Source organism: Pseudonocardia sp. HH130630-07 (genome assembly GCF_001698125.1).
Taxonomy (GTDB): Bacteria; Actinomycetota; Actinomycetes; order Mycobacteriales; family Pseudonocardiaceae; genus Pseudonocardia.
Genome location: NZ_CP013854.1, coordinates 40628 through 63266 on the forward strand (window position 1 = coordinate 40628; position 22639 = coordinate 63266).

The following is a 22639-nucleotide window of genomic DNA, read 5'->3' on the forward strand; positions in this document are numbered from 1 at the left end:
CTCAGCGTCCGGAGCCGGCGGGCTGTTCCTTGAGGTCGCCGGCCTTGACCCCGAACAGCAGCACGAGGATCGCCAGGACGACGATGCCCGCGCTGATCTGCAGGCCGAGCGCGAGGCTTCCGGTCGCGGCCTGGATGAACCCCAGCAGGGACGGTGACGCCGCGGCCGCGAAGGAACCCATCGACGTCACGATCGCGATGCCGGTCGCCGCGGCGCGATCGGAGAGGTAGATCGACGGGATCGAGTAGAAGACGGTCAGCCCGGAGTAGTGCGCCGCCGCGAGCACGGCGAGCAGCAGCACCACGACCACGACGCTGCCGTGGGAGAACGACAGGGCGAGCATCGCCGCGACAGCCACGATCCAGCTGCCCGCGGCGTGCCAGCGCCGCTCCAGGGTGCGGTCGGAGTGCCGGCCGACGACCAGCATCACCACGATCCCGATCAGCGGCGGAATGGCAGAGAACAGTCCGAGGTCCAGGACGTCGCCCACCCCGGCGTCGGCGATGATCCGCGGGGTCCAGAAGGACACCGCGTTCGCCAGGGTGTAGGCCCCGCAGGCACAGATGCCGAGGATCCAGACCTTGGGGTCGCGCAAGGCGGTGCGTATCCCCACGTGCACGGCGCCGCCACCCTCACCACCCTTGCGGTGCTGGTCGTCGTCGAGATCGGCGCGCACCGTCGCCTTCTGCGCCGGGGTCAGCCAGCGGGCCTGCTCCGGCTCGTCGACCAGCCAGAACGCGACGAGCAGCGCCAGCAGGATCGGCGGGATGCCCTCGATCAGGAACAGCCACTGCCAATCGGCGAGACCGGCGACCCCGCCGAACACGTGCATGATGCCGCCGGAGACCAGTGATCCGAGCACGCCGGACACCGGGACGCCGATGAAGAAGATCGCGGTCATCCGGGTGCGACGGGCCGAGGGGAACCAGCGTGAGAGGTAGAACAGGGCGCCGGGGAAGAACCCGGCCTCGGCCACCCCGAGCAGGAAGCGGGCGAGGTAGAACGTGAGTTCGTCCTGCACGAACATCGTCCCGACAGTGACGACACCCCAGGACAGCATGATCCGGACCAGCGTCCTCCGGGCCCCGATCCGCGCCATCAGCGCGTTGCTGGGCACCTCGAACAGGATGAAGCCCACGAAGAAGACGGTCACGCCCAGCCCGTAGACGGCAGGTCCGAACCCGAGGTCGCGTTGCAGCCCCTCCTGCGCGATCCCGATGTTGGTGCGGTCGATGAAGCTGACGATGTAGCAGACGACCAGCAGCGGCATGACGCGCAGGGCGATGGCGCGGTAGGTCTTCGCACGATCGACCGGGCCGGTTTCGGCGCGGTCATCGCTACGGGTCACGGGCGGATTCTCGGCCACGACGGCGACTCCTTCGTCATGGGTGGCAGGCCGGCGCGACAACCGCGTCGGCGGCCGAAGTCTCGGTCTCATCTGTTGCCTATGTCAACACCTATGACGCAAACGATAGGATGCCGGCATGGCGGATCGTCCGGATGGCGGGGAGCTCCTACCCATCGCACAACTGCTGTCCTACCGACTGTCCCGGACGTCGTCGGCACTGTCGCGCAGCGCGGCTCTGCGCTACCGCCGGGAGTTCGACGTCAGCCTGGGCGAGTGGCGCGCCATCGCACTGATCGCCGCGGACCCGACACTGACGCTCAACCGGCTGGCACGGCGAGCCGGCCTGGACAAAGCCCAGATGAGCAGGGTTGTCGCCCGCCTGTCCGAGCGTGGCATGGTGGACCGGACCACAGGATCCGGACGCACATCACAGCTCGCGCTGACCGCGGCGGGCACCGAGGTCTACCGGGGACTCATCGCCGCCGCGAACGAGCGCGACGCCCAGTTCCTGGCGGCACTCGACCCGGACGAGGCCGTCGTCCTGCTGCGCGCACTCGACCGGCTCGCCGAGACCGCACTGGAGGTCGAGCAGCGCGAGCGCGGCGAGGCCGAGCTCACCTAGCTGTTGACTTAATCAACACCAAACGGTCTCCTGGGGATCTCACGAGGAGGTGTCCGATGACCGATCCGGACGCGGTCACGATCTGCGAGTGCTTCGCCCGCGACGGGCTGCAGCACGAGACGGCGTTCGTGCCGACCGCGACCAAGGTCGCCCTGCTGGAGCGGTTCGCGAGCGCGGGGTTCACCCGCATCGAGGGGACCAGCTACAGCCATCCCGGTCGGGTGCCGGCCTTCGCGGATGCGTCCGAGGTGCTGGCCGGGGTCACCCACCGGCCCGGTGTCGCCTTCAAGGCGACCTGTCCGAACCCGCATGCCGTCGGCCGTGCCCTCGCGGACCTCGATGCCGGGCGCGGCGCCGAGGAACTGAGTTTCCTCGTCTCCGCCACCGAGGCCCACACCGCGCGCAACCTGCGCACCACGCGGGAGGGGCAGTGGGAGCGGGTGGCGGAGATGACCCGGCTCGCGGCGGGCCGGTTCCGGGTCGTCGGGGTCGTGTCGGTGGCCTTCGGTTGCCCGTTCGAAGGTGCTGTCGACCCGGGTCTGGTCGCGGAGGACGTCGCTCGCTTCGTCGATCTCGGCGCCGACGCGGTGACCCTCGGCGACACCACCGGCGTCGCCACCCCCGGATCGGTCGCGGACCTGTTCGGACGGCTGGAACGCACCCATCCCGGCCTCCCGGTGGTCGCGCACTTCCACAACACCCGCGGCACCGGGATCGCCAACGCGGTTGCGGCGCTCGACGCGGGCTGCCGGCACTTCGACAGCGCCCTCGGCGGCGTGGGCGGGCACCCGGCCACGATCGGCTACGGGGCCGGGCTCACCGGCAACGTCTGCACCGAGGACCTGGTGAGTCTGTTCGACGCCATGGGGGTGTGGACCGGGCTGGACCTCGACGCCGTGGCCGCCGCATCCGCAGCGTGCGAGGACGCCCTGGGCCGCCCACTGCACAGCATGGTCGCCCGGGCCGGTTTCGCCCGCGGCGCCGTACCTGCCCGATCCCGAGGAGCTCTCGCGTGACCACCACCGTCCCGGCCACCGGGATCCTGCTCAGCGAGGACGACGGATCCGTGCGGGTCCTCACGATGAACCGCCCGGACAAGCTGAACGCCCTGGACACGACGTTGACCCGAGCACTGCGTGACGCGCTCGACGAGGCCGACCGGGATCCCACCGTCCGCGCGGTGATACTGACCGGAGCCGGTCGCGGGTTCTGCTCCGGTGCCGATCTGGGCGAGTTCGCCACACTCACCCCGGGCAATCCCGGTCCCGTGCTGGAGCGCGCCGCACTCACCTCGTCGCTGCAGACCCGGATGCAGGAGTTGTCCGTGCCCGTCGTCACCGCCGTCCGCGGTGTCGCCGTCGGTGGCGGGGCCGGTCTGGCTATCGGCGCCGACATGACCGTCGTCGGCGAGGACCTGAGGTTCGGCTACCCCGAGCTGCGGCACTCGATCGTGCCCGCGCTGGTGATGACCGGTCTTGTCCGGCACCTGGGGCGCAAGCTCGCGTTCGAACTGATCAGCACGGGCCGGCTGCTCACTGCCACGGAGGCGGCGGAGCACGGGCTGGTGAACCGGGTCGTCGCGCCCGACGAGGTGCGTGCTGCGGCGCTGGAGATCGCCGAGCGCTGGGCCGCCGTCGAGCCGCGGGCGATCGCCGCCGCCAAGGACCTGTTCTACCGTGTCGCCGACCTCCCGACGGGGGCCGCGATGCGCGCGGGCCAGGACGTCAACGCGTTGATGCGGGGGTTCCGGAAGTGACCGCACCGCTGGCCGGTATCACGATCCTGGACTTCTCCCGGGTCCTCGCCGCCCCGATGGCCACCCAGCTCCTCGCCGAGCTCGGTGCGAGCGTCGTGAAGGTGGAACGGCCCGTCACCGGCGACGAGACCCGTGGCTTCGAGCCGCGTCTGCCGCACGGAGAGAGCGCCTACTTCTTCGCGTTCAACCGTGGCAAGCGGTCGGTCACCCTCGACCTGAAGGACGAGCGCGGCCGCGACGTCGCGCGCCGACTCTCCGCCGGTGCGGACGTCGTCGTCGAGAACTTCCTGCCCGGCGCGATGGATCGGCTCGGCCTCGGCTACGACGAGCTGTCCGCGGCGAACCCGCGCCTGGTCTACGTGTCGACCACCGGGTTCGGCCAGACCGGGCCGGACCGCTCCCGGAAGGGGTACGACACGGTCTTCCAGGCGTTGTCCGGGGTCATGGCGATGACCGGCGAGCCGGACGGGCCTCCCTCGAAGAGCGGGGTCCCGGTGGCGGACATGAGCTCCGGGCTGTGGGTCGCGATCGCTGTGCTCACCGGTCTCGCCGGGCGCGGGGCATCCGGCCGCGGCCGTCACCTCGACGTGTCCATGATGGATGTCCAGCTGAGCCTGCACGCGCTCAACGCCGCCCGTCTGTTCGCCCTCGACGAGGATCCGGCCCGCACCGGTACCGAGCACCCCGGTCGGGTGCCGTCCGCGGCGTTCCAGGCCGGTGACGGCGGCTGGCTCCACATCAGCGGCAGCGACCAGCACTGGGCGCCGCTGTGCGCCGTCCTCGGGCTGGACGACCTCGGCGCCGACCCCGGACTCGCCCGTAACGCGGATCGGGTCGCCCAGCGGGACCGGGTGATGCCGGCCCTGCGTGGTGCGATCGCCCACCACGAGCGCGATCCGTTGGTGAAGGAGCTGCGGGCGGTCGACGTCCCGGTGGGCGAGGTCCGATCCGTGCGCGAGGCGCTGGCCGATCCGCACGCCGCGGCCCGCGGCATCGTCGGCGGATTCGTCCACCCGACCGAGGGGGAGTTCCCGGCGCTGCGCACGCCGCTGCGCGACAGCGGGGCGGAGCCGCCCGATACAGCCGCACCGCCGCTGCTCGGCGCGGACACCGACGCAGTCCTGGCCGAGGCCGGGCTGTCGGCCGCCGACATCGAGGCCCTGCGGGCCGCGGGGGTGATCGGATGAGCGACCCGCAGCGGATCCGGACGACCGTCGTCGACGGCGTCGCGACCGTCGAGCTCGTCCGTCCCGAGGCGCGAAACGCCGTCGACCTGCTGATGTGCGATCAGCTGCGCGCGGCGTTCGACGAGATCGACGCGGACGAGTCGGTGCACGTGGTGCTCCTCGCCGCACAGGGATCGGTGTTCTGTGCCGGCGCGGACCTCAAGGAACGCACCGGCAAGGACGCTGCCTGGGTCCGCCGCCGCCGGATCGCCTCCTTCGCCGCCTACGCCGCGGTCGAGGCGTGCCGCCGTCCGGTCGTCGCCCTGCTGCAGGGGGCCGTGGTCGGATCCGGCGGGGAGATCGCCCTCGCCGCGGACTTCGCCCTGGCCGCCGACGACGTGAGCTTCCGGTTCCCCGAGCCGCACTGGGGCACGGTCGGTGCCACCCAGCGGCTGCAGCGCGCGATCGGCAAGCGGCGCGCCAAGGAGCTCCTGTTCACCAACCGGAGGCTGGCCGGGGGCGAGGCGCTGGAGCTCGGCCTCGTCAGCAGGCTCGTCCCGGCGGCGGAGCTCGCCGATGCCGGCTGGGAGACCGCTCGCGCGATCGCCGCGGCGCCCCCGACTGCGCTGTCGCTGACCAAACGCGCCGTCGACCTCGGCGCCGAGACCGACCTCGACCGGGGCATCCGCATCGAGATGGCCGCCATCGAGCAGAACCTCGCCTCCGGGGACTGGCGTGCGGGTGTCGAGCGCTTCACCACGAAGGGAACCCGATCGTGATCGACCTGCGCGCGGCCTGCCCGCTCACCGCCCACGAGGCTCTCGCCCGGGCCGCGACGATCGCGCCCGACGTGGAGGCCGTCGTCTCCGCCCAGGAGCGGATCACCTACGCCGGGCTGGCCGACGAGGTGGCGGCGATCCGGGCGGCACTGGTCGCCCGCGGTGTGGGCCACGGCGATCGAGTCGCTCTCTGCCTGGGCAACGGGCCGCGCTGGGTCGCACTGTTCGTAGCGCTGGGCTCGATCGGTGCCGTGACGGTGCCGGTGAACACCCGGTTCACCGCCGACGAGATCCACTACACGCTGGCCCACGCCCGGGTGTCCACACTCGTCACCGCAGACCGGGTGCTGCGGGTCGACCTGCCCGCCCTGCTGCGTGCGACGGGGATCGGCGCCGACGGGCGCTGCGCGAGCCTGCCCGAGCTGCGGGAGACCGTCGTCGTCGGGGAGTCGACGGGGTGGGGCACCCCCTGGGGGGAGTATCTCGCCGCCGGCGCGGCGGCCGGGGACCCGGCGCCGACAGGGATCGCGGAGGACATCGTGCTGGTTCAGTACACCTCCGGCACCACGTCCCGGCCCAAGGGCGTCCTGCTCACCCACCGCAGCATGTGCGCGAACGCGTTCTTCTCCGGTGCCCGGATGGGCCTGCGTCCCGGTGACCGCTTCCACTCGGCCCGCCCGTTCTTTCACGTCGCGGGCAGCACGCTGTCGGTGCTCTCGGCGATCCAGCACGCGACCACGCTGGTCACGATGGCGCGGTTCGAACCCGTCGAGGCGCTCGGGCTGCTCGAGTCGGAGCGGTGCACGCACTTCTCCGGTAACGACACCATGGCGTTGCTGTTGCTCGACCACCCCGAACGGGACCGGCACGTGCTGCAGCTGCGCGGGGCGTGGCTCGCCGCATCCTCGACGGTCGTCCGCCGGGTGATCGACGAGCTCGGGGCTCGCGAGGCCGTCACGGGCTACGGCCAGTCCGAGGCCTCCCCGAACGTCGCCCAGTCCGCGTGGTGGGAGCCCGAGGAGATCAGGGCGAGCGCGGCCATGGCGCCGCAGCCCGGCGTCGAGGTCCGCATCCGCGGGGCGGACGACGGCCGACCGTGCGAGCCCGGCGAACCCGGGACGATTCTCGTGCGGGGCTGGAACCTCATGCAGGGCTACCTCGACGACCCGGAGAAGACCGCCGCCACCATCGACGCCGACGGCTGGCTCGACACCGGTGACCTGGGCGTCCTCGACGACAGCGGGCGGCTGCACTTCGTCGGCCGGACCAGGGACATCATCAGGGTCGGCGGGGAGAACGTCGCGCCGGCCGACGTCGAGGAGACGCTGCACCGTCATCCCGCGGTGCGGCAGGCCGCGGTCGTCGGGGTGCCCGACGACCGGCTGCTCGAGGTGCCGTTCGCGTTCGTCGTGCTGACCGCGCCGGGCGCTGCGACCGAGGCCGACATCCTGGAGTGGGCACGCGGACGGATGGCGGGGTTCAAGCTGCCGAGGTACCTGCGGATCGTCGACGGCTTCGACGACATCGGTATGACGGCGAGTTCGAAGATCCAGAAGAACAAGCTCGCCGCACACGCCCGCGGCCTGCTGGAGCGGGCGGACACGTGATCACGACCAGGCTCACCGAGCTACTGGGGACCGAGGTACCGGTGGTGCAGGCCGGTATGTCGTGGGTGTCGTCGGCGGCGGCGCTGCCGCTGGCGGTGAGTAACGCCGGTGGGCTCGGCGTCGTCGCCGCCGGACCGATGCGGCTCCCGGACCTGGAGCGCACGCTCGACGAGATGACAGCCGGGACCGACCGGCCGTGGGCGGTGAATCTGCCGCTCTACCGCGGGGGGATCGAGGACGTGCTCGACCTGCTCGAACGCCGGCCGCCGCCGGTGCTCGTCGCCTCGCAGGGCGGACCCCGGCGCTACCTCGACCGGTTCCGGGCGCTCGGGACCCGCTGCCTGCACGTCGTCGCGGGGGCCGAGCACGCCCGCAAGGCCGCCGACGCGGGGGTGGACGGGCTCGTCGTCGTCGGGGCCGAGGCGGGCGGGCACCCGCCACCCGCGCTCGTGACGACCATGGTGCTGGTCCGAGCCGTCGCGACGGCCGTCCCGGACGTCCCGCTCGTCGCCTCCGGCGGGATCGCCGACGGTGCCGGACTCGCCGCAGTACTCGCGCTCGGCGCGGACGGGGCACAGCTCGGCACCCGGTTCCTGCTCAGCACCGAGGCGTCCGTGCACGCCGAGTACCAGGCGACAGTGCTCGCAGCGGGCATCGACGACACTCGGACCGTCGGGCACGGGCTTGGCGTGATCCGCGCCGTCCGTAACGACTTCACCGATCGCATGACAGCTCTCGAACAGGCGGGCGAGAGCGTCGATGCACGACGTTCGCCGTTCGGGACCGCGACGCTACGCGCTGCCGCGCTGCACGGTGACGTCCACGGCGGCAAGGTCGAGGCGGGCCAGTCGGCCGGGCTGATCGACGACGTGAGTCCCGCGGCCGAGCTGGTCGAGCGGATCGTCACGGAGTACCGGGAGACCGTCGACCGTCTCCCCCGCTGACCGGCCCTCTCCTCCGTCGGTCGCGTGCACGCGACCGACGGCCGGAAGAACAGCGCACGAGCGCGAGCCCGACCCATGTCCTAGCCTGCGAGGCGAACAGTCTCGCCTCGGACCGGAGGGGTAGGTCCCACATGCCCGAGGACGTCCTGATCGGCCGCCGCCTACGCGAGATCAGGGTGTGGCGCGGCCTGTCGCTCCGGGCCGCCGCCGAACTCGCGGGGCTGTCGAAGTCGTACCTGTCCATGATCGAACGGGGCGAGCGTGCGGTGGAGCGACGCTCGACGCTGTCGGCGCTCGCCACCGCGCTCCGGGTCGCCCCGACCGAGCTGACGGGGCAGCCGTTCGCCCCGGCCACCGAGACCGACGCAGGTGCCCGCGCGTCGGTGGAGGACGTGCGCGAGGCCCTGCGTCGTATCGAGACGGACGACCTGGACGCGGTCGACCTCCCCGATCCGGACCGTCTGGCGGCACGGGTGGACGCCGCGCGGGCCGCCTCGCTGTCCTGTGACTTCGAGACGCTCGGTGCGATGCTGCCGAGCCTGGCGACCGACGTCACGGCGGCCGCTCGCAACGGATCGGGCCGGGCACGGGCCCTGGCCGTCCCCGTGCTGCGGATGACGTTCCAGCTCGTGAAGGACCTCGGGTTCCACGATGTCGCATGGATGGCGGTCGGACACGCGCACCGCGCGGCGCTGGCGCTCGGCGACCCTGCATGGATCGCGATGACGCAGTTCGACCGGGCCCGGGCCATGATCGGCACCAATGCACCTGGCGCGGCCCTGAGACTGGTGCGCGACGCGGCCGACGAGGTCGAGCCGGAGGGAGACGGAGCCCAGGCCTACGGGATGCTCCTCCTGTCCATGGCCCTGCAGAGTGCGATCAACGACGTCGTCGACGACGTGCCCGCCCTGCTCGATGAGGCGGACCGGCTGGCCACGCACACGGGTGAGGGAACGTTCGGCGACATGTCGTTCGGACCGCGCAATCTCGGTGTGTGGCGGGTGACCCTGGCTGTGGAGACCGGGAACCTGGCGCAGGTCCCGGAGCTGGCAACGAGAGTGGACGTCGGGTCCATCGGATCCCGGGACCGGCAGGCGTCGTTCCACATCGATCACGGTCGCGGCCTGACGATGCTGCGCGGCAGGGAGTCCGAGGCGGTGAGGTCCCTGGCCCGCGCGGAGGCGGTCGCCCCGCAGTTCACCCGGGCCAACCCGTTCGCCCGCGAGATGGTCGGCGATCTGCTGCGCCGGGCGCGACGTGACACGAGCGGCCGTGAACTGCGGGGGATGGCCTACCGGATGGGCCTCGCCGGATAGGACGTCGACCGGCCGGCGCGGCGTCCACTCGGCGTGGACACGCGGTGATCGATGCTTCATAACGTGCTCGGTCATGCACGCAGAGCGGCCGACCAGGCCTCGCAGGCGATCGACGGACCCAGGCCCGATCGACGACGGATCGGGCCGGAACCTCGCGGTCGCCCTGTTCGTCATCTCCGGGATCTTCGCCGTCGTCGTCGTACTGGCGGCGATCTCCTGATGTCGACGGACCCTCGTCCGGAGCCGGTCCACGAGGTAGCCGACGATCATGCCGTCGACTTCTTGGTGAGGTACCCCGACCTACTCGAATCGCTCCTCACCGAGCACGTGAAGGACGGCATCGGTGGCTGCAGCGCGTGTCCGCCCCCTCGCACGGGCCGTCGTCGGTGGCCGTGCAACGTCCTCCTGCTGGCGATCCGGGCTGTGCGCATCCTCGAGGCGCAGACCTCCGGCGGCTCCCCGAGTCCGTGGTAGCTCCGGCCCGGCGACGGCGGTTCGCCGGGAGCGGGCGCTTCAGGTGGTGGCGCGCCGGGCGCGCGACGGCTGCACCCGCATCGGCTCGCCGGGCATCTTGGGGTACTCGGGCGGGTAGGGCATCTCCGCCACACCCAGCTCCGCCTCGTCCTCGGCGTACCACTCCAGCGCCGTCGTGCAGTCACCCGGCTCGGCGGTGGCCATCTCCTCGTGCGGGTTCCCGTGCCGCTCCAGGATCCCGGGGACGCTGCGCAGCGTGAACTCGGCCGGATCGACCTCGGGCACCGCGTCCCAGCTCAGCGGCATCGAGACGGTGGCGTCCGGCAGGCCGCGCACCGACCAGGCCGAGGCTATGGTCCGGTCCCGCGCGGCCTGGTTGAAGTCGAGGAACACGCGGGCCCCGCGCTCCTCCTTCCACCAGTCGACGGTCGCCCGCTCCGGGATCCGGCGGCACACCCGGCGCGCGATCGCGATCACCGCGTGCCGCACCTGGATGAAGTCCCACTCCGGCCGCACCGGGACGAACACGTGCAGACCACGCCCGCCGGACGTCTTGGGCCAGCCGGTGAGCCCGGCCTCCGCGAGCACCTCGCGCAGCACCCCGGCGACGACGGCGGCGTCACCGAAGCCGGTACCCGGTTGCGGGTCGAGATCGATGCGCAGCTCGTCGGGATGCTCGGTGTCCGGGCAGCGGACCGGCCACGGGTGGAAGTCGAGGGTGTTGAGGTTCGCGGCCCACGCGATCGTCGCCGGCTCGGTGATCGCGACGGATTCCGCCGTGCGCCCGCTCGGGAAGGTGACCGTGCAGGTCCGGACCCAGTCCGGGGCGCCCTTGGGGACCCGCTTGACGAAGAACGGCTCGCCGCCCACGCCGGAGTTGAACCGCTTGAGGTTCGTCGGACGGTCGCGCAGCGCCCGGGTCATCGGCTCCCCGACCGCGAGGTAGTACTCGACCACCTCCCGCTTGGTGATCCCGAGCTTGTCGAACACGACCTTGTCCGGGCTGGTCAGGCGGACGTCACGGGGCCCGTCCGGCCCGTCCACCCGCAGCATCACGACCTCACGGCTCGCCACGGGGGGAACCTACCGCCCTCCGGCGACTATCGTGCCCCCATGACCCCTGACCGGTCCCCCCGGTTCGACGACGACCTGATCGGCCTGGATCCCGACGATCCGGAGGCCCGGGCGTTCGCCGCGCACCTCGACCGGATGCAGCGGGTGCCGTCGTGCTCGGTCGAGGGCTACATCCGCGGGGTCGGGGACTTCGCCGAGTCGGCCAACCGGCTACGTGGCCCACGCCGGACGGCGGCGGTCACCGTGACCGTCCTGCTGCTGCTCGTGGCCGCGTGGGTGATCGCGAACGCGGCGGTCTTCGTCGTCACCACCTGGATCTGAGCCGCGCGCCCGGGAAAGGGTTAGCGTGGAGGCATGGGTCTGTTCAGCCGCAACACCGCCTCCGGGAGCGACCTGCCGGCACCGAAGGTGGAGAAGACCGACGACGAGTGGCGGGCCCAGCTGAGCCCGGAGGAGTACCAGGTGCTCCGCCGGGCCGGGACCGAGCGCCCGTTCACCGGGGAGTACACCGACACGACGACGACCGGCGTCTACAACTGCCGGGCCTGCGGGGCCGAGCTGTTCCGCAGCGAGACGAAGTTCGCCTCGCACTGCGGATGGCCGTCGTTCTTCACCCCGCTGGCCGGTGACGCGATCATCGAGCGCACCGACAGCACCCTGGGCATGACCCGGACCGAGGTGCTGTGCGCGACCTGCCACGGCCACCTGGGCCACGTGTTCGCCGGGGAGGGCTACGACACCCCGACGGACCTGCGCTACTGCATCAACTCCGTCTCCCTGACCCTGGCTCCCGCGGAGCAGTAGCCCCCACCCCACCCCGACCCCGGTTCCACTCATGGAGCTTCAGCCTCGTGGCACGAGGCTGAAGCTCCATGAGTGCGGCGGCGGGAGGGTGCGGCGACGGCGGGAAGGGGTGCGGGGTCAGGGAAGGGCGGCGACGAGGTCGCCGACCTCGACCCGGGGACCGGTGTAGAACGGGATCTCCTCCCGGACGTGCCGGCGCGCCTCGGTGCCACGCAGGTGCCGCATGAGGTCGACGATGCGGTACAGCTCGTCGGCCTCGAACGCGAGGATCCACTCGTAGTCGCCCAGCGCGAACGCCGGGACGGTGTTGGCCCGGACGTCCGCGTAGTCCCTGGCCTCCTTGCCGTGGTCGGCGAGCATCGTGCGGCGCTCGGCGTCCGGGAGCAGGTACCACTCGTAGGACCGGACGAACGGGTAGACGCACACGTAGCGCTTCGGGTCCTCACCCGCCATGAACGCGGGCACGTGGCTCTTGTTGAACTCCGCCGGCCGGTGCAGCGCCGTCTGGCTCCAGACCGGCACCGAGGCCCGGCCGAGCGCGGTGGTGCGCCGCAGGTCGGCGTAGGCGGCCTGCAGCGACTCGATCTCCGCGGCGTGCCACCAGATCATGTAGTCGGCGTCGTGCCGGACCCCGGCGAGGTCGTACACCCCGCGGACGGTGACGTCCTTGTTCGCCAGCGAGTCCAGGTACTCCCCCGCCTCACGGCCGGCCGTGGCCCGGTCGTCGCCGAGCCGGCCGGGCTCGACGCGGAACACCGACCACATGGTGTAGCGGATGGTGTCGTTGATCGCTTTGACGTCCACGCGGGCCATGCGGCCGATGCTACGCCGGGGGGTTAGGGCGCCCTGACCCCCGGGCGAGCGCACCCGCCAGCCGCTCCGCCGCGGCCCGGGCCGTTCCGACGCAGGCCGGAACACCGACGCCGTGCAGCATCGCCCCGGTCACCGCCAGTCCCGGCTCGGCGGCGACCGCGTCCTCCAGAGCGGCGACGATCCGCCCGTGCCCGACGCCGTACTGCGGCAGCCCGCCGCCCCAGCGCTGCACGTGCACCGCGACCGGCTCGGAGTCGATCCCGTCGAGGACCCGCAGGTCGGCGCGGGTCCGCGCGACCAGCTCGGCGTCGTCGACCTGCAACGTCGCGGCCTCGCCGAAGCGCCCGATCGACGCGCGGACGCGCACCAGCCCGTCCTCACCCAGGTGCGCCCACTTCGTCGACGCGTGGGTCACGCCCTTCACCGAGAGCGGTTCGTCGGCCGCCACCAGGCAGCCCGACGTCGCGGGCATCCCGGCGACGTCGGCGGCCCGGTAGGCCAGTCCGACGACGGCCGACGACGCCAGCTCGATCCGGCCCGCGGCCGTCGCTGCGGCGGGGACGACCGGCTCCAGCAGCCGCCGCGCCGCGGGGGCGGGGACGGCGAGGACGACCGCGTCGACGTCGAGCTGCTCCGGGGCCGGTGCCGGGCCGAGCTCCAGCCGCCAGCCACCCTCACGCCGGGCCAGCGCACGGACCGTCGTACCGGTCCGGACGGTCGCCGCCGCCGCCGTCACCAGCGCCGCGACGACCTCCCGGTAGCCACCGCGCACCGCCCCGAAGACCGGCCCGGCCGCCGCGGGCTGCGGCGCGGCACCGGACGGACCGGCAGCGAGCGTGCCCGCCCGCTGCCCGCTCGCGGCCATCCCGGCACCCGCCGCCGCGGTCAGTGACGCCGCCCCGCCGTCCAGCGCGGCGGCCAGCGCGGGCACCGTCGCACGCAGGCCGAGCGTGTCGACCCGGCCCGCGTAGACCCCGCCCAGCAGCGGGTCCGCGATCCGGTCGACGACCTCGGGGCCGAACCGCTCGCGCAGCAGCGCGCCGAGCGCGACGTCGGCACCGGAGTCCCAGTCCAGGGGTTCGTCCGGCTCGGCGGCCACGGTCGCGAGCCCGGCCGGGGACAGCACGCCGTCCAGCACCGCCTGCGGGCCGGGCACCCCCATCAGCGTCCCGCGCGGCAGCCCGGCGGTCCGCCCGCCCGCGCGGATCGTCGCGGTCGCCGCGGTCGGGTGGGTCAGCGCGGCGGCGAGCCCGATCTCGTCGAGCAGCGCCGGCATCTCGGGCCGCCGCACCAGGAACGCCTCGGCACCGACGTCGAACGGCGCACCGGCCAGATCGACGGTGCGGAGCACACCACCGAGCCGGTCCCGCTGCTCCAGCAGCACGATCTCCGCACCCGGGCCGAGCAGCGTGCGCAGCCGGTGCGCGGCGGCCAGCCCGGAGATCCCGCCACCGACGACGGCGACGCGGGGGCTCATCCGACCGGCTGGGCGTGGACCGTCTCGACGGTGCGGGTGACGACGTCCGGGTCGGTCTGCGGCAGCACGCCGTGGCCGAGGTTGAAGACGTGCCCCGGGCATCGGGCGCCCTCGGCGGCGATCCGGACCACCTCGGCGTCGACCGCCTCCTGGCCGGCGAACAGCACCGCGGGGTCGAGGTTGCCCTGCACCGGCAGGGCGCCACCGGCGCGGGCGGCCGCGACGTCCAGCGGCGTGCGCCAGTCGACACCGATCACGTCCGCACCGGCCTCGGCCATCGCGCCGTACAGCTCCGCGGTGCCGACGCCGAAGTGGATCCGGGGCAGCCCGGTACCGGCCAGCGAGGAGAGGACGGCCGTCGAGTGCGGCAGCACGAACTCCCGGTAGTCGCGCTCGGACAGCGCGCCGGCCCAGGAGTCGAACAGCTGCACCGCGTCCACCCCGGCCGCGACCTGGCGGTGCAGGAAGGTGCCGGTGATCGCGGCGAGGCGGCCCATCAGGGCGTGCCACACGTCGGGCTCGGACCGCATGAGCGCCTTGGTCCGCTCGTGGTTGCGGCTGGGCCCGCCCTCGATCAGGTAGGACGCAAGGGTGAACGGCGCCCCGGCGAAGCCGATCAGCGGGGTGTCCCCCAGCTCGGGCAGCAGCAGCGCGATCGCCTCGGCGACCCGGTCGGACTGCTCGGGCGACGGTTCCGGCAGCGCCTCGACGTCGGCCGCGGTGCGCACCGGGTGCTCGATCACCGGACCGGTGCCGGGCACGATCTCGACGCCGATACCGGCCAGGTGCAGCGGGACCACGATGTCGGAGAAGAGGATCGCGGCGTCGACACCGTGCCTGCGGACCGGCTGCAGCGTGATCTCGCAGGTGAGGTCGGGGGTCAGGCACGCCTCGAGCATCGCGTTGTCCCGGCGCAGCGCCCGGTACTCCGGCAGCGAGCGCCCGGCCTGGCGCATGAACCACACCGGCAGCCGGGACGGACGACGACCGTGCGCCGCCTCCAGGAACGGGGCCCCGGCGAGGTCGCGCCGCGCGGTGGCGGACTGGACGGTCGTGTCGGCGGTGTCGGTCCCAGCACTCATGAGGGCGTCATCGTCGCACGGCGCGCCGGTCGGCGTGCAGCCACCCGGCGCGCCTGCCAGGTGCGACGACCGGCGCCGCCTAGAGTTCCGCGCCGTGCCGGACCCGAACTCGCCGCCTCCCCTGTTCCGCCGGGCCGTGTCGTCGCTCGCGTCGGTGGCGCCGCGCCCCGAACTGGTGGTGCGCGCGCTCGAGGCGCCGCCCCGGCTCGCGCCCTACAGCTGGGCGACCAGCGTGGAGGCCGACATCGGGCACCGCGGGGACGGCACCGACGACCTCGACGAGCCGGACACGTCCGGCCGGCTGATCCTGCTGCACGACCCGGACGGCCAGGACCGCTGGCAGGGCACCTTCCGGCTGGTGTGCTTCGTGCAGGCCCGGCTGGAGCCCGGGCAGCTCGGCGACGACATGCTGCCGCGGATCGGCTGGTCCTGGCTGACCGACGCGCTCGGCCACGCCGGCGCCGCCTTCACCGCGCTCGGCGGCACCGTCACCCAGACCGCGTCGGTGCGCTTCGGGGGCCTCGGCGAGGCGTCCCTGACCGCCGACGACGACCCGCCGCGGGAGGACGACGTCGAGCTGCGGGCGTCCTGGACGCCTACGGAGAGCGACGCGGACCTGACCCGACACGCCGTGGCGTTCGGTTCGCTGGTCGCGACCGCCGCCGGACTGCCGCCGGCGGGCGCCGTACCGTTGAGCCGGTCACCCGGTTGATCGATGCAGGTCAGCGGCGCGGTGACGAAAAAGATCACCCGATGGAGTGGGGCCGCCGCCACATCCATGTAACTTTCACGGCCAGAAGTTCGAATGCACACGCGACGTTAGGCCGCATGGAGGGATACCATCTCTCGCATGGCACCCACCCGGGCGGCCGAGCGCCACTCTCCGTCCCTCGGGTTCCGGTGTTGGTCGGGGGCTGACGGCCGACTCCAGGAAGGTTGACGACGTGGCTGTACTTGGCCAGCAAGTGCCGGCGCAGGGCTCCGGCAGCACCACCGGTGGTGGGGCTCCGATCGGGGGGGCCGTGCTCTCGCCGGGGGTCGTCCCGCAACCGCGGGAGGAGTTGTTCACGGTTCTCGTCGTGGACGACCACCCGCTGCTGCGCGAGGCGATCGCCGGGCGGCTCCGCTCCATGGGGGCGGGCACCGTGCACGAGGCCGCGTCGGTGACCGAGGCGCGTGCGCGTGCGCACGCCGCCGGTCCGTGCGACCTGGCGATCCTCGACCTCACGCTGCCGGACGGCAGCGGCCTCGACCTGGTCAGCGAGTTGCGCTCGCTGGGCTGGAACCGGCTGGTCGTGCTCGCCTCCTCCGACGACCCCTACGCGGTGCGCTCGGCGTTCCAGGCGGGGGCGCAGGCCTACCTGCTGAAGTCGGCGTCGCCGTCGGTCGTGACCGACGGTGTCAAGCGGGTGCTCGACGGCGGCGTGTACGCCGACCCCACGGTCGCCCCGCTGCTCGCCACCGGCTCCCGGGTCCCGGGCACCGACAACACCCCCCGCGAGCTGTCCGCCCGCGAGGTCGAGGTGCTGCAGCTGGTGGCCGACGGGCAGTCGAACAAGGAGATCGGTGAGGCGCTGAACCTCTCGGCGCTGACGGTGAAGAGCCACCTGTCCCGGATCGGGCGCAAGCTCGGTACCGGTGACCGCGCCCAGATGGTGGCGCTGGCCATGCGTGCGGGGGTCATTCGCTGAATCGGGGAGCGGGGACGACAGGCGGCACGGAGTTCCGGTCGCCCGGTGATCCGTCCCCGGACGGTTCACCCGATCCGGTACCCCTGCTGAGCCCGGCCGACGGTCTGCCGCCGATCACGGCGACCGCGGCTGATCTCGCCACGGTGGCCACCGCCGTCGCCGGCGGTACCGGCCCGGTGGCCGTCGACGCCGAGCGTGCCTCGGGTTTCCGCTACTCCCAGCGTGCCTACCTGGTCCAGCTCCGCCGGGCCGGGGCCGGGACCGCCCTGATCGACCCGATCCCGCTGCACGGCGACCTCGGTCCGCTGGTGACGGCGCTGGACGGCCCGGAGTGGGTGCTGCACGCCGCGTCCCAGGACCTGACCTGCCTCGCCGAGCTGGACCTGCGGCCAGCGGCGTTGTTCGACACCGAGCTGGCGGGGCGGCTGGCCGGTCTCCCCCGGGTCGGCCTCGGGCCGATGGTGGAGAACCTGCTGGGGCTGTCCCTGGAGAAGGGGCACGGCGCCGCCGACTGGTCGCGCCGCCCGCTGCCCGAGGACTGGCTGGTCTACGCCGCGCTCGACGTCGAGGTACTCGTCGAGCTCCGCGACGTGCTGAGCGGGCTGCTCCACGAGCAGGGCAAGCTGGAGTGGGCCCGGCAGGAGTTCGAGGCCGTCCGGACGGCACCGCCGGCGGCACCGCGCGCCGAGCCGTGGCGGCGCACCTCGGGCATCCACAAGGTCCGCAGGCCCCGGCCGCTCGCCACCGTGCGGGAGCTGTGGCAGGCGCGCGACGCGCTGGCCGTCGAGCGCGACATCGCACCCGGCCGGGTGCTGCCCGACGCCGCGATCGTCGACGCCGCCGTCCGCAACCCGGACTCGGCGGACGCGCTCGTCGCGCTGCCGGTCTACCGCGGCCGTGCGCAGCGGCGGCTGGCCGGTTACTGGTTCGACGCGGTCCGCCGGGCCGCCGCGCTGCCCGAGTCCGAACTGCCGCGCGGGTCGGCACCGACCGACGGCCCGCCCCCGGTGTCGCGCTGGGCCGACCGGGACCCGGACGCCGCCGCCCGGCTCACGAACGCCCGGGCCGCACTCGCGGGGGTCTCCGAGCAGCACGACGTGCCGGTGGAGAACCTCCTGCAGCCCGACCTGCTGCGCCGGCTGTGCTGGTCCCCGCCCACCGACGGCGACGTGCGCGGCGCACTGGCCGCCGGCGGCGCCCGGCCGTGGCAGATCGAACTCCTCGCCCCGCTGCTGGAACCGGTGCTCGACCGCGGCTGACCGGACGCGGTCAGGAGGTCGCGCCGACCCCGTCCAGTGCCACCGGCACCGCACGGTGCTGCGGCAGGACGACGCGGACGTCCAGCCCACCGCCGTCGACCGCCGCCGCGGTGACCGATCCGTCGTGCGCGGCGGCGACCGCGCGCACGATGGACAGGCCCAGCCCCGAACCGCGGGTGTGTGCCGTGCGGGCCACCGGCCCCCGCCGGAACGGCTCGAACAGCTCCGCCACCCGGTCCGGGGCCAGCTCGGCGCCGGACGAGGCGACCCGCAACGACACCTCCGGGCCCACGACCGCGCACCCGACGTCGATCCAGCCGCCGTCGCGGTTGTGCCGGACCGCGTTCTCCAGCAGGTTCGCCACCAGCCGGTGCAGCAGCACCTCGTCGCCACCCGCGACGGCCGGGCGGGGGTCGGTCCGCACGGTGAGCCCGCGGGCCGCGGCCTCACCGGCGACGGCGTCCAGCTCGGCGGCGACGACGACGGCCAGGTCGACCGCGGCCCGGTCCACCCCGCCCAGCGGGCCGGAGGCCTCGGTCCGGGCGAGCAGCAGCAGCCCGGTCACGAGCTCGTCGCAACGGCGGCCGGCGTCGCGGACGACCTCCGCCATCCGCCGCAGCTCCGTCGCGTCGGCCGCCGGGTCCTGCAGGGTCACGTCGATCTCGGTCCGGAGCACGGCCAGCGGGGTGCGCAGCTCGTGCCCGGCGTTCGCGACGAACCGGCGCTGGGCGTCGAACGCCCCCTGCAGCCGGTCGAGCATGGCGTCGAAGGCGGTCGCGAGCTCCGCGACCTCACCGCGCGCAGCACCGAGCGCCACCCGTTCGTCCAGCGACGACGCCGACAGCCGGGAGGCGGTGTCGACGACCCGGTGCAGTGGGTCGAGCACCCGTCCGACGAGCACCCACGCCGTCACCGCACCCGCGAGCACCACCAGCGGGAACGCGATCAGGCCCGCCCGCAGCACCTCGGCCCTGGCGGCCGAGGCGACGGCGTCCCGGGCGGTCTGGGCCGGCACCGGCACTCCCCCGACCACGACGGTGCCCGGCAGCACCGGGGTCCCCGCGACGGCGGCACCGACCAGCATCCAGCCCAGCCACAGCAGCAGCCCTGCCACCACGGCGACCAGCACCGTGGCGAGCAGGGTCAGCCGCGGCCGGAGTCGGTGCACCGGGTCAGCCCGTCGCCGTCCCGAACCGCGGCGCGGCGGTCGGGATCCGGTAGCCCGCCCCGACCACGGTGTCGATCAGCGCCGGCTCGCCCAGCTTCTTGCGCAGGGTCATCACCGTGACCCGCACCGTGGTGGTGAACGGGTCCGCGTTCTCGTCCCAGACCCGCTCCAGCAGCTCCTCCGACGACACGACGGTGCCCCCGGCGGCCAGCAGCACCTCCAGCACCCCGAACTCCTTGCGGGTCAGCTCCACCGGCCGGCCCGAGCGGCGCACGGTGCGGCGGGCCGGGTCGAGCACCAGGTCCCCCGCCTCCAGTGTCGGCGGGACGGCCGGCGTGGCCCGGCGCCCGAGCGCCCGCACCCGGGCCACCAGCTCGGGGAAGTCGAACGGCTTGGCGAGGTAGTCGTCCGCGCCGCGGGACAGTCCCTCCACCTTGTCGGCCAGCGTCGCCGAGGCCGTCAGCATGAGCACCCGGGTGACGCCACCGGCCGCGAGCACCTCGTCGCACAGCTCGTCGCCGCTGCGGCCCGGCAGGTCACGGTCGAGGACCGCCACGTCGTAGCGGGTGACCGACAGCTTCTCCGAACCGTCGTCGCCGTCGTAGGCCACGTCGACCGCCATCCCGTCCCGGCGCAGGCCGCGCGCGACCGCGTCGGCCATGGCCGGTTCGTCCTCGACGACGATGACGCGCATCAGAGGGTGCGTTCCGAGGCCGGCCGGGGCATGCCGGCGTCGACCCCGACGCCCGCCGACGCGGCGGCCCACTCGGTCACCCGGCGGGCGACGTCCTGCTCGGTCAGCCCGGCCGTGGCCAGCACGTCGTCCCGGCTACCGTGCTCGAGGTAGGACTGGGGCAGCGCGAGATCGCGCTGCCGGACGTCGATGTCCGCGGCCCGCAGGGCGTCCGACAGCGCGGACCCGAACCCGCCGTGCGTCCCGCAGTCCGACACCGTGACGACGAGCTGGTGGTCGGCCGCCAGCGTCAGCAGCTCCCGGGGCACCGGCAGCACCCACCGCGGGTCGACGACGGTCACGTCGACCCCCTGGTCGGCCAGCCGTCGCGCCACCGCGACGCCGAGCTTGCCGAAGACGCCGACGCACACCAGCAGGACCTGGGCCCGCCGGTCGTCCGGTTCGTGCAGCACGTCGACGCCGGCCGGCCCCTCGATCCGGCGGACCGCCGGGACGGACGCGATCACCGAGCCCTTCGGGTAGCGCAGCGCGGTCGGCCCGTCGGCGACCGCGACCGCCTCGCCGAACTCCTCGCGCAGCGTCGGCTCGTCCCGCGGCGCGGCGACCCGCATGCCGGGGACGATGCCGAGCACCGAGAGGTCCCACATGCCGTTGTGCGACGGCCCGTCGCTGCCGGTGACCCCGGAACGGTCCAGCATCAGCGTCAGCCGCTCCCGGTGCAGGCCGACGTCCATGAGCAGCTGGTCGAAACCCCGGTTGAGGAACGTCGAGTAGAGGGCGACGACGGGGTGCAGCCCGGCCCGCGACAGCCCGGCCGCGGTCGCCAGCGCGTGCTGCTCGGCAATGCCGACGTCGAACAGGCGGTCCGGGTAGGCCGCCGCGAACGGGGCGAGCCCGGTCGGGCCGAGCATCGCCGCGGTGATCGCGACGACGTCGGTACGGCGCGCGCCCAGCTCGACGATCTCGGCGGAGAACACGTCCGTCCAGCCGGTCGACGGCGAGCCGGTCGGCGTCCCGGTCTCCGGGTCGAACGCCGCCGGGCTGTGCATCTGCTCGGCCTCGTCGTTCTCGGCCGGCGAGTAGCCGTTGCCCTTGCGGGTCACCGCGTGCACGATCACCGGCCCGCCGAACCGCTTGGCCCGGCTCAGCGCCGACTCCAGCTGGGCGATGTCGTGCCCGTCGACCGGTCCGAAGTACTTGAGCCCCAGGTCGGAGAACAGCTCCTGCGGGCTCAGCGCGTCCTTGACCCCCGCCTTGAAGGCGTGCAGGCCGGCGTACAGCGCCGGGCCCACCACCGGGGTGCCGCGCACGGTGCGCTTGCCGGCCTCCAGCATCCGCTCGTAGCCCGGCTGCAGCCGCAGCGAGGCGAGCCGGTCGGCGAGCCCGCCGATCGTCGGGGAGTAGGACCGCCCGTTGTCGTTGACGACGATCACGACGTTGCGGTCGGTGCCGGCGGCGATGTTGTTCAGCGCCTCCCAGGCCATCCCCCCGGTCAGCGCCCCGTCCCCCACGACGGCGACGACGTGCCGGTCGCGCCCGGTCAGCGCGTTCGCCCTGGCGATCCCGTCCGCCCAGGACAGCGAGGACGACGCGTGGGAGGACTCGACGTGGTCGTGCTCGGACTCGGTACGGCTCGGGTAACCGGACAGGCCCCCGGTCTTCTTCAGCCGCTCCCAGCCGTCCTGCCGGCCGGTGAGCAGCTTGTGCACGTAGGCCTGGTGCCCGGTGTCCCAGATCAGGGTGTCCCGCGGGGAGTCGAACACCCGGTGCAGCGCGAGGGTCAGCTCGACCACGCCGAGGTTGGGCCCGAGGTGCCCGCCGGTGCGCGACACCGCCCTGATCAGGAAGCCACGGATCTCGGCCGCCAGCGCGCCGAGCTCGTCGCCTCCGAGTCCGCGCAGGTCGGCCGGTCGCCGGATCGCGGCGAGCCCCGGGTTCGTGGTCACGTGCTGCCTCCTCGCCGCCGGGTGCTCCTACGGGCGGGGAACCGCCACCGTGCCCGGCATCGACTCGTGGGCCCCACTCTACGGAGCACACCGTCGTGCGGGCGCGACGGTGCGCACCGAGCAGGTCGGGCCACCCGGTGCGCGGCACGTCGAGTTCGACGGATTCATCGAGAAGATCAGATACCCCAGTTACGCACGACAACCTCCGTCTCACCGTCGACGTCCAGCAAGAAAGCACCGCCGCCACTGCGACGGGATCACGATCAGATGCCCCAGTTACGCATCTCGACCCCCTGTTCTCGTTCACGATTCACCGGCGGCCCCCCGGTACCGCGGACCGCACGGTGACAGAGGAACCCTCATCCCGAACCGCGTATCGACGACCGTTCGGCGATTGATACCAGAATCGTGCCCGGGACTGCTCACAACAATCGTGTGCCCACCATTGCGCTCACCGGACCCGAACCATCTGCCACTTTGTGTGATTGGTTCGTCACACGGAGCCACAGAAGGTCGTGATGCTCGCTACCGCGTATTCACGACGGCCGGACGCCCTCTAGCCCGGATCTTTCGTCGGGCAGTCCCGGCTTGATCGACACCGGTGCTCGTCGGTGTGGTG

The 22639-nt window shown here is 73.3% G+C and carries 22 protein-coding genes; 14 read left to right on the top strand and 8 right to left on the bottom strand.

Annotated features, from left to right (window positions below; genetic code table 11):
• Position 1: 1 nt before the first annotated feature.
• Positions 2-1348 carry an MFS transporter gene (locus tag AFB00_RS00195; protein WP_068799850.1) on the bottom strand — a complete coding sequence of 449 codons (1347 nt, stop codon included), beginning with the start codon at positions 1346-1348 and terminating at the stop codon, positions 2-4.
• Positions 1349-1484: 136 nt separating this feature from the next.
• Here AFB00_RS00195 and AFB00_RS00200 point away from each other — a divergent pair, with 136 nt between their 5' ends.
• From AFB00_RS00200 to AFB00_RS32845, 9 genes are all read left to right on the top strand, one after another.
• Positions 1485-1970 (top strand): MarR family winged helix-turn-helix transcriptional regulator, encoded by a 486-nt coding sequence (locus AFB00_RS00200; RefSeq protein ID WP_068795521.1) that lies wholly within the window; start codon positions 1485-1487, stop codon positions 1968-1970.
• A gap of 56 nt (positions 1971-2026) precedes the next feature.
• Positions 2027-2986: a hydroxymethylglutaryl-CoA lyase gene (locus AFB00_RS00205; protein WP_068795522.1), complete on the top strand. Its 960-nt coding sequence runs from the start codon at positions 2027-2029 to the stop codon at positions 2984-2986.
• On the top strand, positions 2983-3726 hold the full coding sequence (locus AFB00_RS00210) for an enoyl-CoA hydratase/isomerase family protein (RefSeq protein WP_083275143.1): 744 nt from the start codon (positions 2983-2985) through the stop codon (positions 3724-3726). The genes AFB00_RS00205 and AFB00_RS00210 overlap by 4 nt, the downstream gene beginning before the upstream one ends.
• Entirely contained in the window at positions 3723-4913 is a 1191-nt protein-coding gene (locus AFB00_RS00215) for a CaiB/BaiF CoA transferase family protein (protein ID WP_068795523.1), read from the top strand. Before AFB00_RS00210 ends, AFB00_RS00215 begins: the two co-directional genes overlap by 4 nt.
• Positions 4910-5671, top strand: coding sequence for an enoyl-CoA hydratase/isomerase family protein (locus AFB00_RS00220; protein WP_068795524.1), 762 nt, complete (start codon positions 4910-4912; stop codon positions 5669-5671). Before AFB00_RS00215 ends, AFB00_RS00220 begins: the two co-directional genes overlap by 4 nt.
• Positions 5668-7278 carry a class I adenylate-forming enzyme family protein gene (locus AFB00_RS00225; protein WP_231974137.1) on the top strand — a complete coding sequence of 537 codons (1611 nt, stop codon included), beginning with the start codon at positions 5668-5670 and terminating at the stop codon, positions 7276-7278. Before AFB00_RS00220 ends, AFB00_RS00225 begins: the two co-directional genes overlap by 4 nt.
• Entirely contained in the window at positions 7275-8222 is a 948-nt protein-coding gene (locus AFB00_RS00230; protein ID WP_068795525.1) for an NAD(P)H-dependent flavin oxidoreductase, read from the top strand. Before AFB00_RS00225 ends, AFB00_RS00230 begins: the two co-directional genes overlap by 4 nt.
• A gap of 131 nt (positions 8223-8353) precedes the next feature.
• Entirely contained in the window at positions 8354-9538 is a 1185-nt protein-coding gene (locus AFB00_RS00235) for a helix-turn-helix domain-containing protein (RefSeq protein ID WP_068795526.1), read from the top strand.
• Positions 9539-9611: 73 nt separating this feature from the next.
• On the top strand, positions 9612-9758 hold the full coding sequence (locus tag AFB00_RS32845; RefSeq protein WP_156819310.1) for a hypothetical protein: 147 nt from the start codon (positions 9612-9614) through the stop codon (positions 9756-9758).
• 293 nt (positions 9759-10051) lie between these two features.
• On the opposite strand, the gene ligD is transcribed toward AFB00_RS32845, so the two are convergent.
• Positions 10052-11065, bottom strand: a complete 1014-nt coding sequence (gene ligD / locus AFB00_RS00245) for a non-homologous end-joining DNA ligase (RefSeq protein ID WP_068799853.1) — start codon at positions 11063-11065, stop codon at positions 10052-10054.
• A gap of 60 nt (positions 11066-11125) precedes the next feature.
• Here ligD and AFB00_RS00250 point away from each other — a divergent pair, with 60 nt between their 5' ends.
• On the top strand, positions 11126-11407 hold the full coding sequence (locus AFB00_RS00250; protein WP_068795528.1) for a hypothetical protein: 282 nt from the start codon (positions 11126-11128) through the stop codon (positions 11405-11407).
• A gap of 33 nt (positions 11408-11440) precedes the next feature.
• Positions 11441-11890: a peptide-methionine (R)-S-oxide reductase MsrB gene (msrB, locus tag AFB00_RS00255; RefSeq protein WP_068795529.1), complete on the top strand. Its 450-nt coding sequence runs from the start codon at positions 11441-11443 to the stop codon at positions 11888-11890.
• 117 nt (positions 11891-12007) lie between these two features.
• Here msrB and hemQ read toward each other — a convergent pair whose 3' ends face one another.
• The 3 genes from hemQ to hemE are packed head-to-tail and all read right to left on the bottom strand — an operon-like array spanning position 12008 to position 15262.
• Positions 12008-12703: a hydrogen peroxide-dependent heme synthase gene (gene hemQ, locus AFB00_RS00260; RefSeq protein WP_068795530.1), complete on the bottom strand. Its 696-nt coding sequence runs from the start codon at positions 12701-12703 to the stop codon at positions 12008-12010.
• Between the two features lie 10 nt (positions 12704-12713).
• Entirely contained in the window at positions 12714-14180 is a 1467-nt protein-coding gene (gene hemG / locus AFB00_RS00265) for a protoporphyrinogen oxidase (RefSeq protein ID WP_068795531.1), read from the bottom strand.
• A complete protein-coding gene (hemE, locus tag AFB00_RS00270; RefSeq protein ID WP_068795532.1) occupies positions 14177-15262 on the bottom strand; it encodes a uroporphyrinogen decarboxylase in 1086 nt (361 codons plus the stop codon). Before hemE ends, hemG begins: the two co-directional genes overlap by 4 nt.
• Before the next feature lie 94 nt (positions 15263-15356).
• On the opposite strand from hemE, the gene AFB00_RS00275 reads away from it, so the two are divergent.
• The 3 genes from AFB00_RS00275 (at position 15357) to AFB00_RS00285 (ending at position 18212) form a co-directional block, all read left to right on the top strand.
• On the top strand, positions 15357-15974 hold the full coding sequence (locus AFB00_RS00275; RefSeq protein ID WP_068795533.1) for a DUF3000 domain-containing protein: 618 nt from the start codon (positions 15357-15359) through the stop codon (positions 15972-15974).
• Positions 15975-16392: 418 nt separating this feature from the next.
• Positions 16393-16953 (top strand): LuxR C-terminal-related transcriptional regulator, encoded by a 561-nt coding sequence (locus tag AFB00_RS00280; protein ID WP_029239699.1) that lies wholly within the window; start codon positions 16393-16395, stop codon positions 16951-16953.
• An 83-nt stretch (positions 16954-17036) separates the two neighbouring features.
• Complete coding sequence (locus AFB00_RS00285) at positions 17037-18212, top strand: HRDC domain-containing protein (RefSeq protein ID WP_231974517.1); 1176 nt, start codon at positions 17037-17039, stop codon at positions 18210-18212.
• Between the two features lie 10 nt (positions 18213-18222).
• Here AFB00_RS00285 and AFB00_RS00290 read toward each other — a convergent pair whose 3' ends face one another.
• The 3 genes from AFB00_RS00290 to dxs are packed head-to-tail and all read right to left on the bottom strand — an operon-like array spanning position 18223 to position 22020.
• Positions 18223-19380, bottom strand: coding sequence for a sensor histidine kinase (locus AFB00_RS00290; RefSeq protein WP_068795535.1), 1158 nt, complete (start codon positions 19378-19380; stop codon positions 18223-18225).
• Positions 19381-19384: 4 nt separating this feature from the next.
• The gene (locus AFB00_RS00295; protein WP_068795536.1) at positions 19385-20074 is read right to left on the bottom strand and encodes a response regulator transcription factor; all 690 of its coding nucleotides are present in this window, start codon (positions 20072-20074) and stop codon (positions 19385-19387) included.
• Positions 20074-22020, bottom strand: a complete 1947-nt coding sequence (gene dxs, locus AFB00_RS00300; protein WP_068795537.1) for a 1-deoxy-D-xylulose-5-phosphate synthase — start codon at positions 22018-22020, stop codon at positions 20074-20076. The genes AFB00_RS00295 and dxs overlap by 1 nt, the downstream gene beginning before the upstream one ends.
• Between the last annotated feature and the right edge of the window lie 619 nt (positions 22021-22639).

What these genes read in the sequence shown, in the direction of transcription:
- AFB00_RS00205 (WP_068795522.1), top strand. Translation starts at nt 2,027, where the DNA reads ATGACCGATCCGGACGCGGTCACGATCTGCGAGTGCTTCGCCCGCGAC.
- msrB (WP_068795529.1), top strand. Translation starts at nt 11,441, where the DNA reads ATGGGTCTGTTCAGCCGCAACACCGCCTCCGGGAGCGACCTGCCGGCA.
- AFB00_RS00200 (WP_068795521.1), top strand. Translation starts at nt 1,485, where the DNA reads ATGGCGGATCGTCCGGATGGCGGGGAGCTCCTACCCATCGCACAACTG.
- AFB00_RS00250 (WP_068795528.1), top strand. Translation starts at nt 11,126, where the DNA reads ATGACCCCTGACCGGTCCCCCCGGTTCGACGACGACCTGATCGGCCTG.
- AFB00_RS00220 (WP_068795524.1), top strand. Translation starts at nt 4,910, where the DNA reads ATGAGCGACCCGCAGCGGATCCGGACGACCGTCGTCGACGGCGTCGCG.
- ligD (WP_068799853.1), bottom strand. Translation starts at nt 11,065, where the DNA reads ATGCTGCGGGTGGACGGGCCGGACGGGCCCCGTGACGTCCGCCTGACC.
- AFB00_RS00235 (WP_068795526.1), top strand. Translation starts at nt 8,354, where the DNA reads ATGCCCGAGGACGTCCTGATCGGCCGCCGCCTACGCGAGATCAGGGTG.
- hemE (WP_068795532.1), bottom strand. Translation starts at nt 15,262, where the DNA reads ATGAGTGCTGGGACCGACACCGCCGACACGACCGTCCAGTCCGCCACC.
- hemG (WP_068795531.1), bottom strand. Translation starts at nt 14,180, where the DNA reads ATGAGCCCCCGCGTCGCCGTCGTCGGTGGCGGGATCTCCGGGCTGGCC.
- AFB00_RS00280 (WP_029239699.1), top strand. Translation starts at nt 16,393, where the DNA reads ATGGGGGCGGGCACCGTGCACGAGGCCGCGTCGGTGACCGAGGCGCGT.
- AFB00_RS32845 (WP_156819310.1), top strand. Translation starts at nt 9,612, where the DNA reads ATGCACGCAGAGCGGCCGACCAGGCCTCGCAGGCGATCGACGGACCCA.
- AFB00_RS00295 (WP_068795536.1), bottom strand. Translation starts at nt 20,074, where the DNA reads ATGCGCGTCATCGTCGTCGAGGACGAACCGGCCATGGCCGACGCGGTC.
- hemQ (WP_068795530.1), bottom strand. Translation starts at nt 12,703, where the DNA reads ATGGCCCGCGTGGACGTCAAAGCGATCAACGACACCATCCGCTACACC.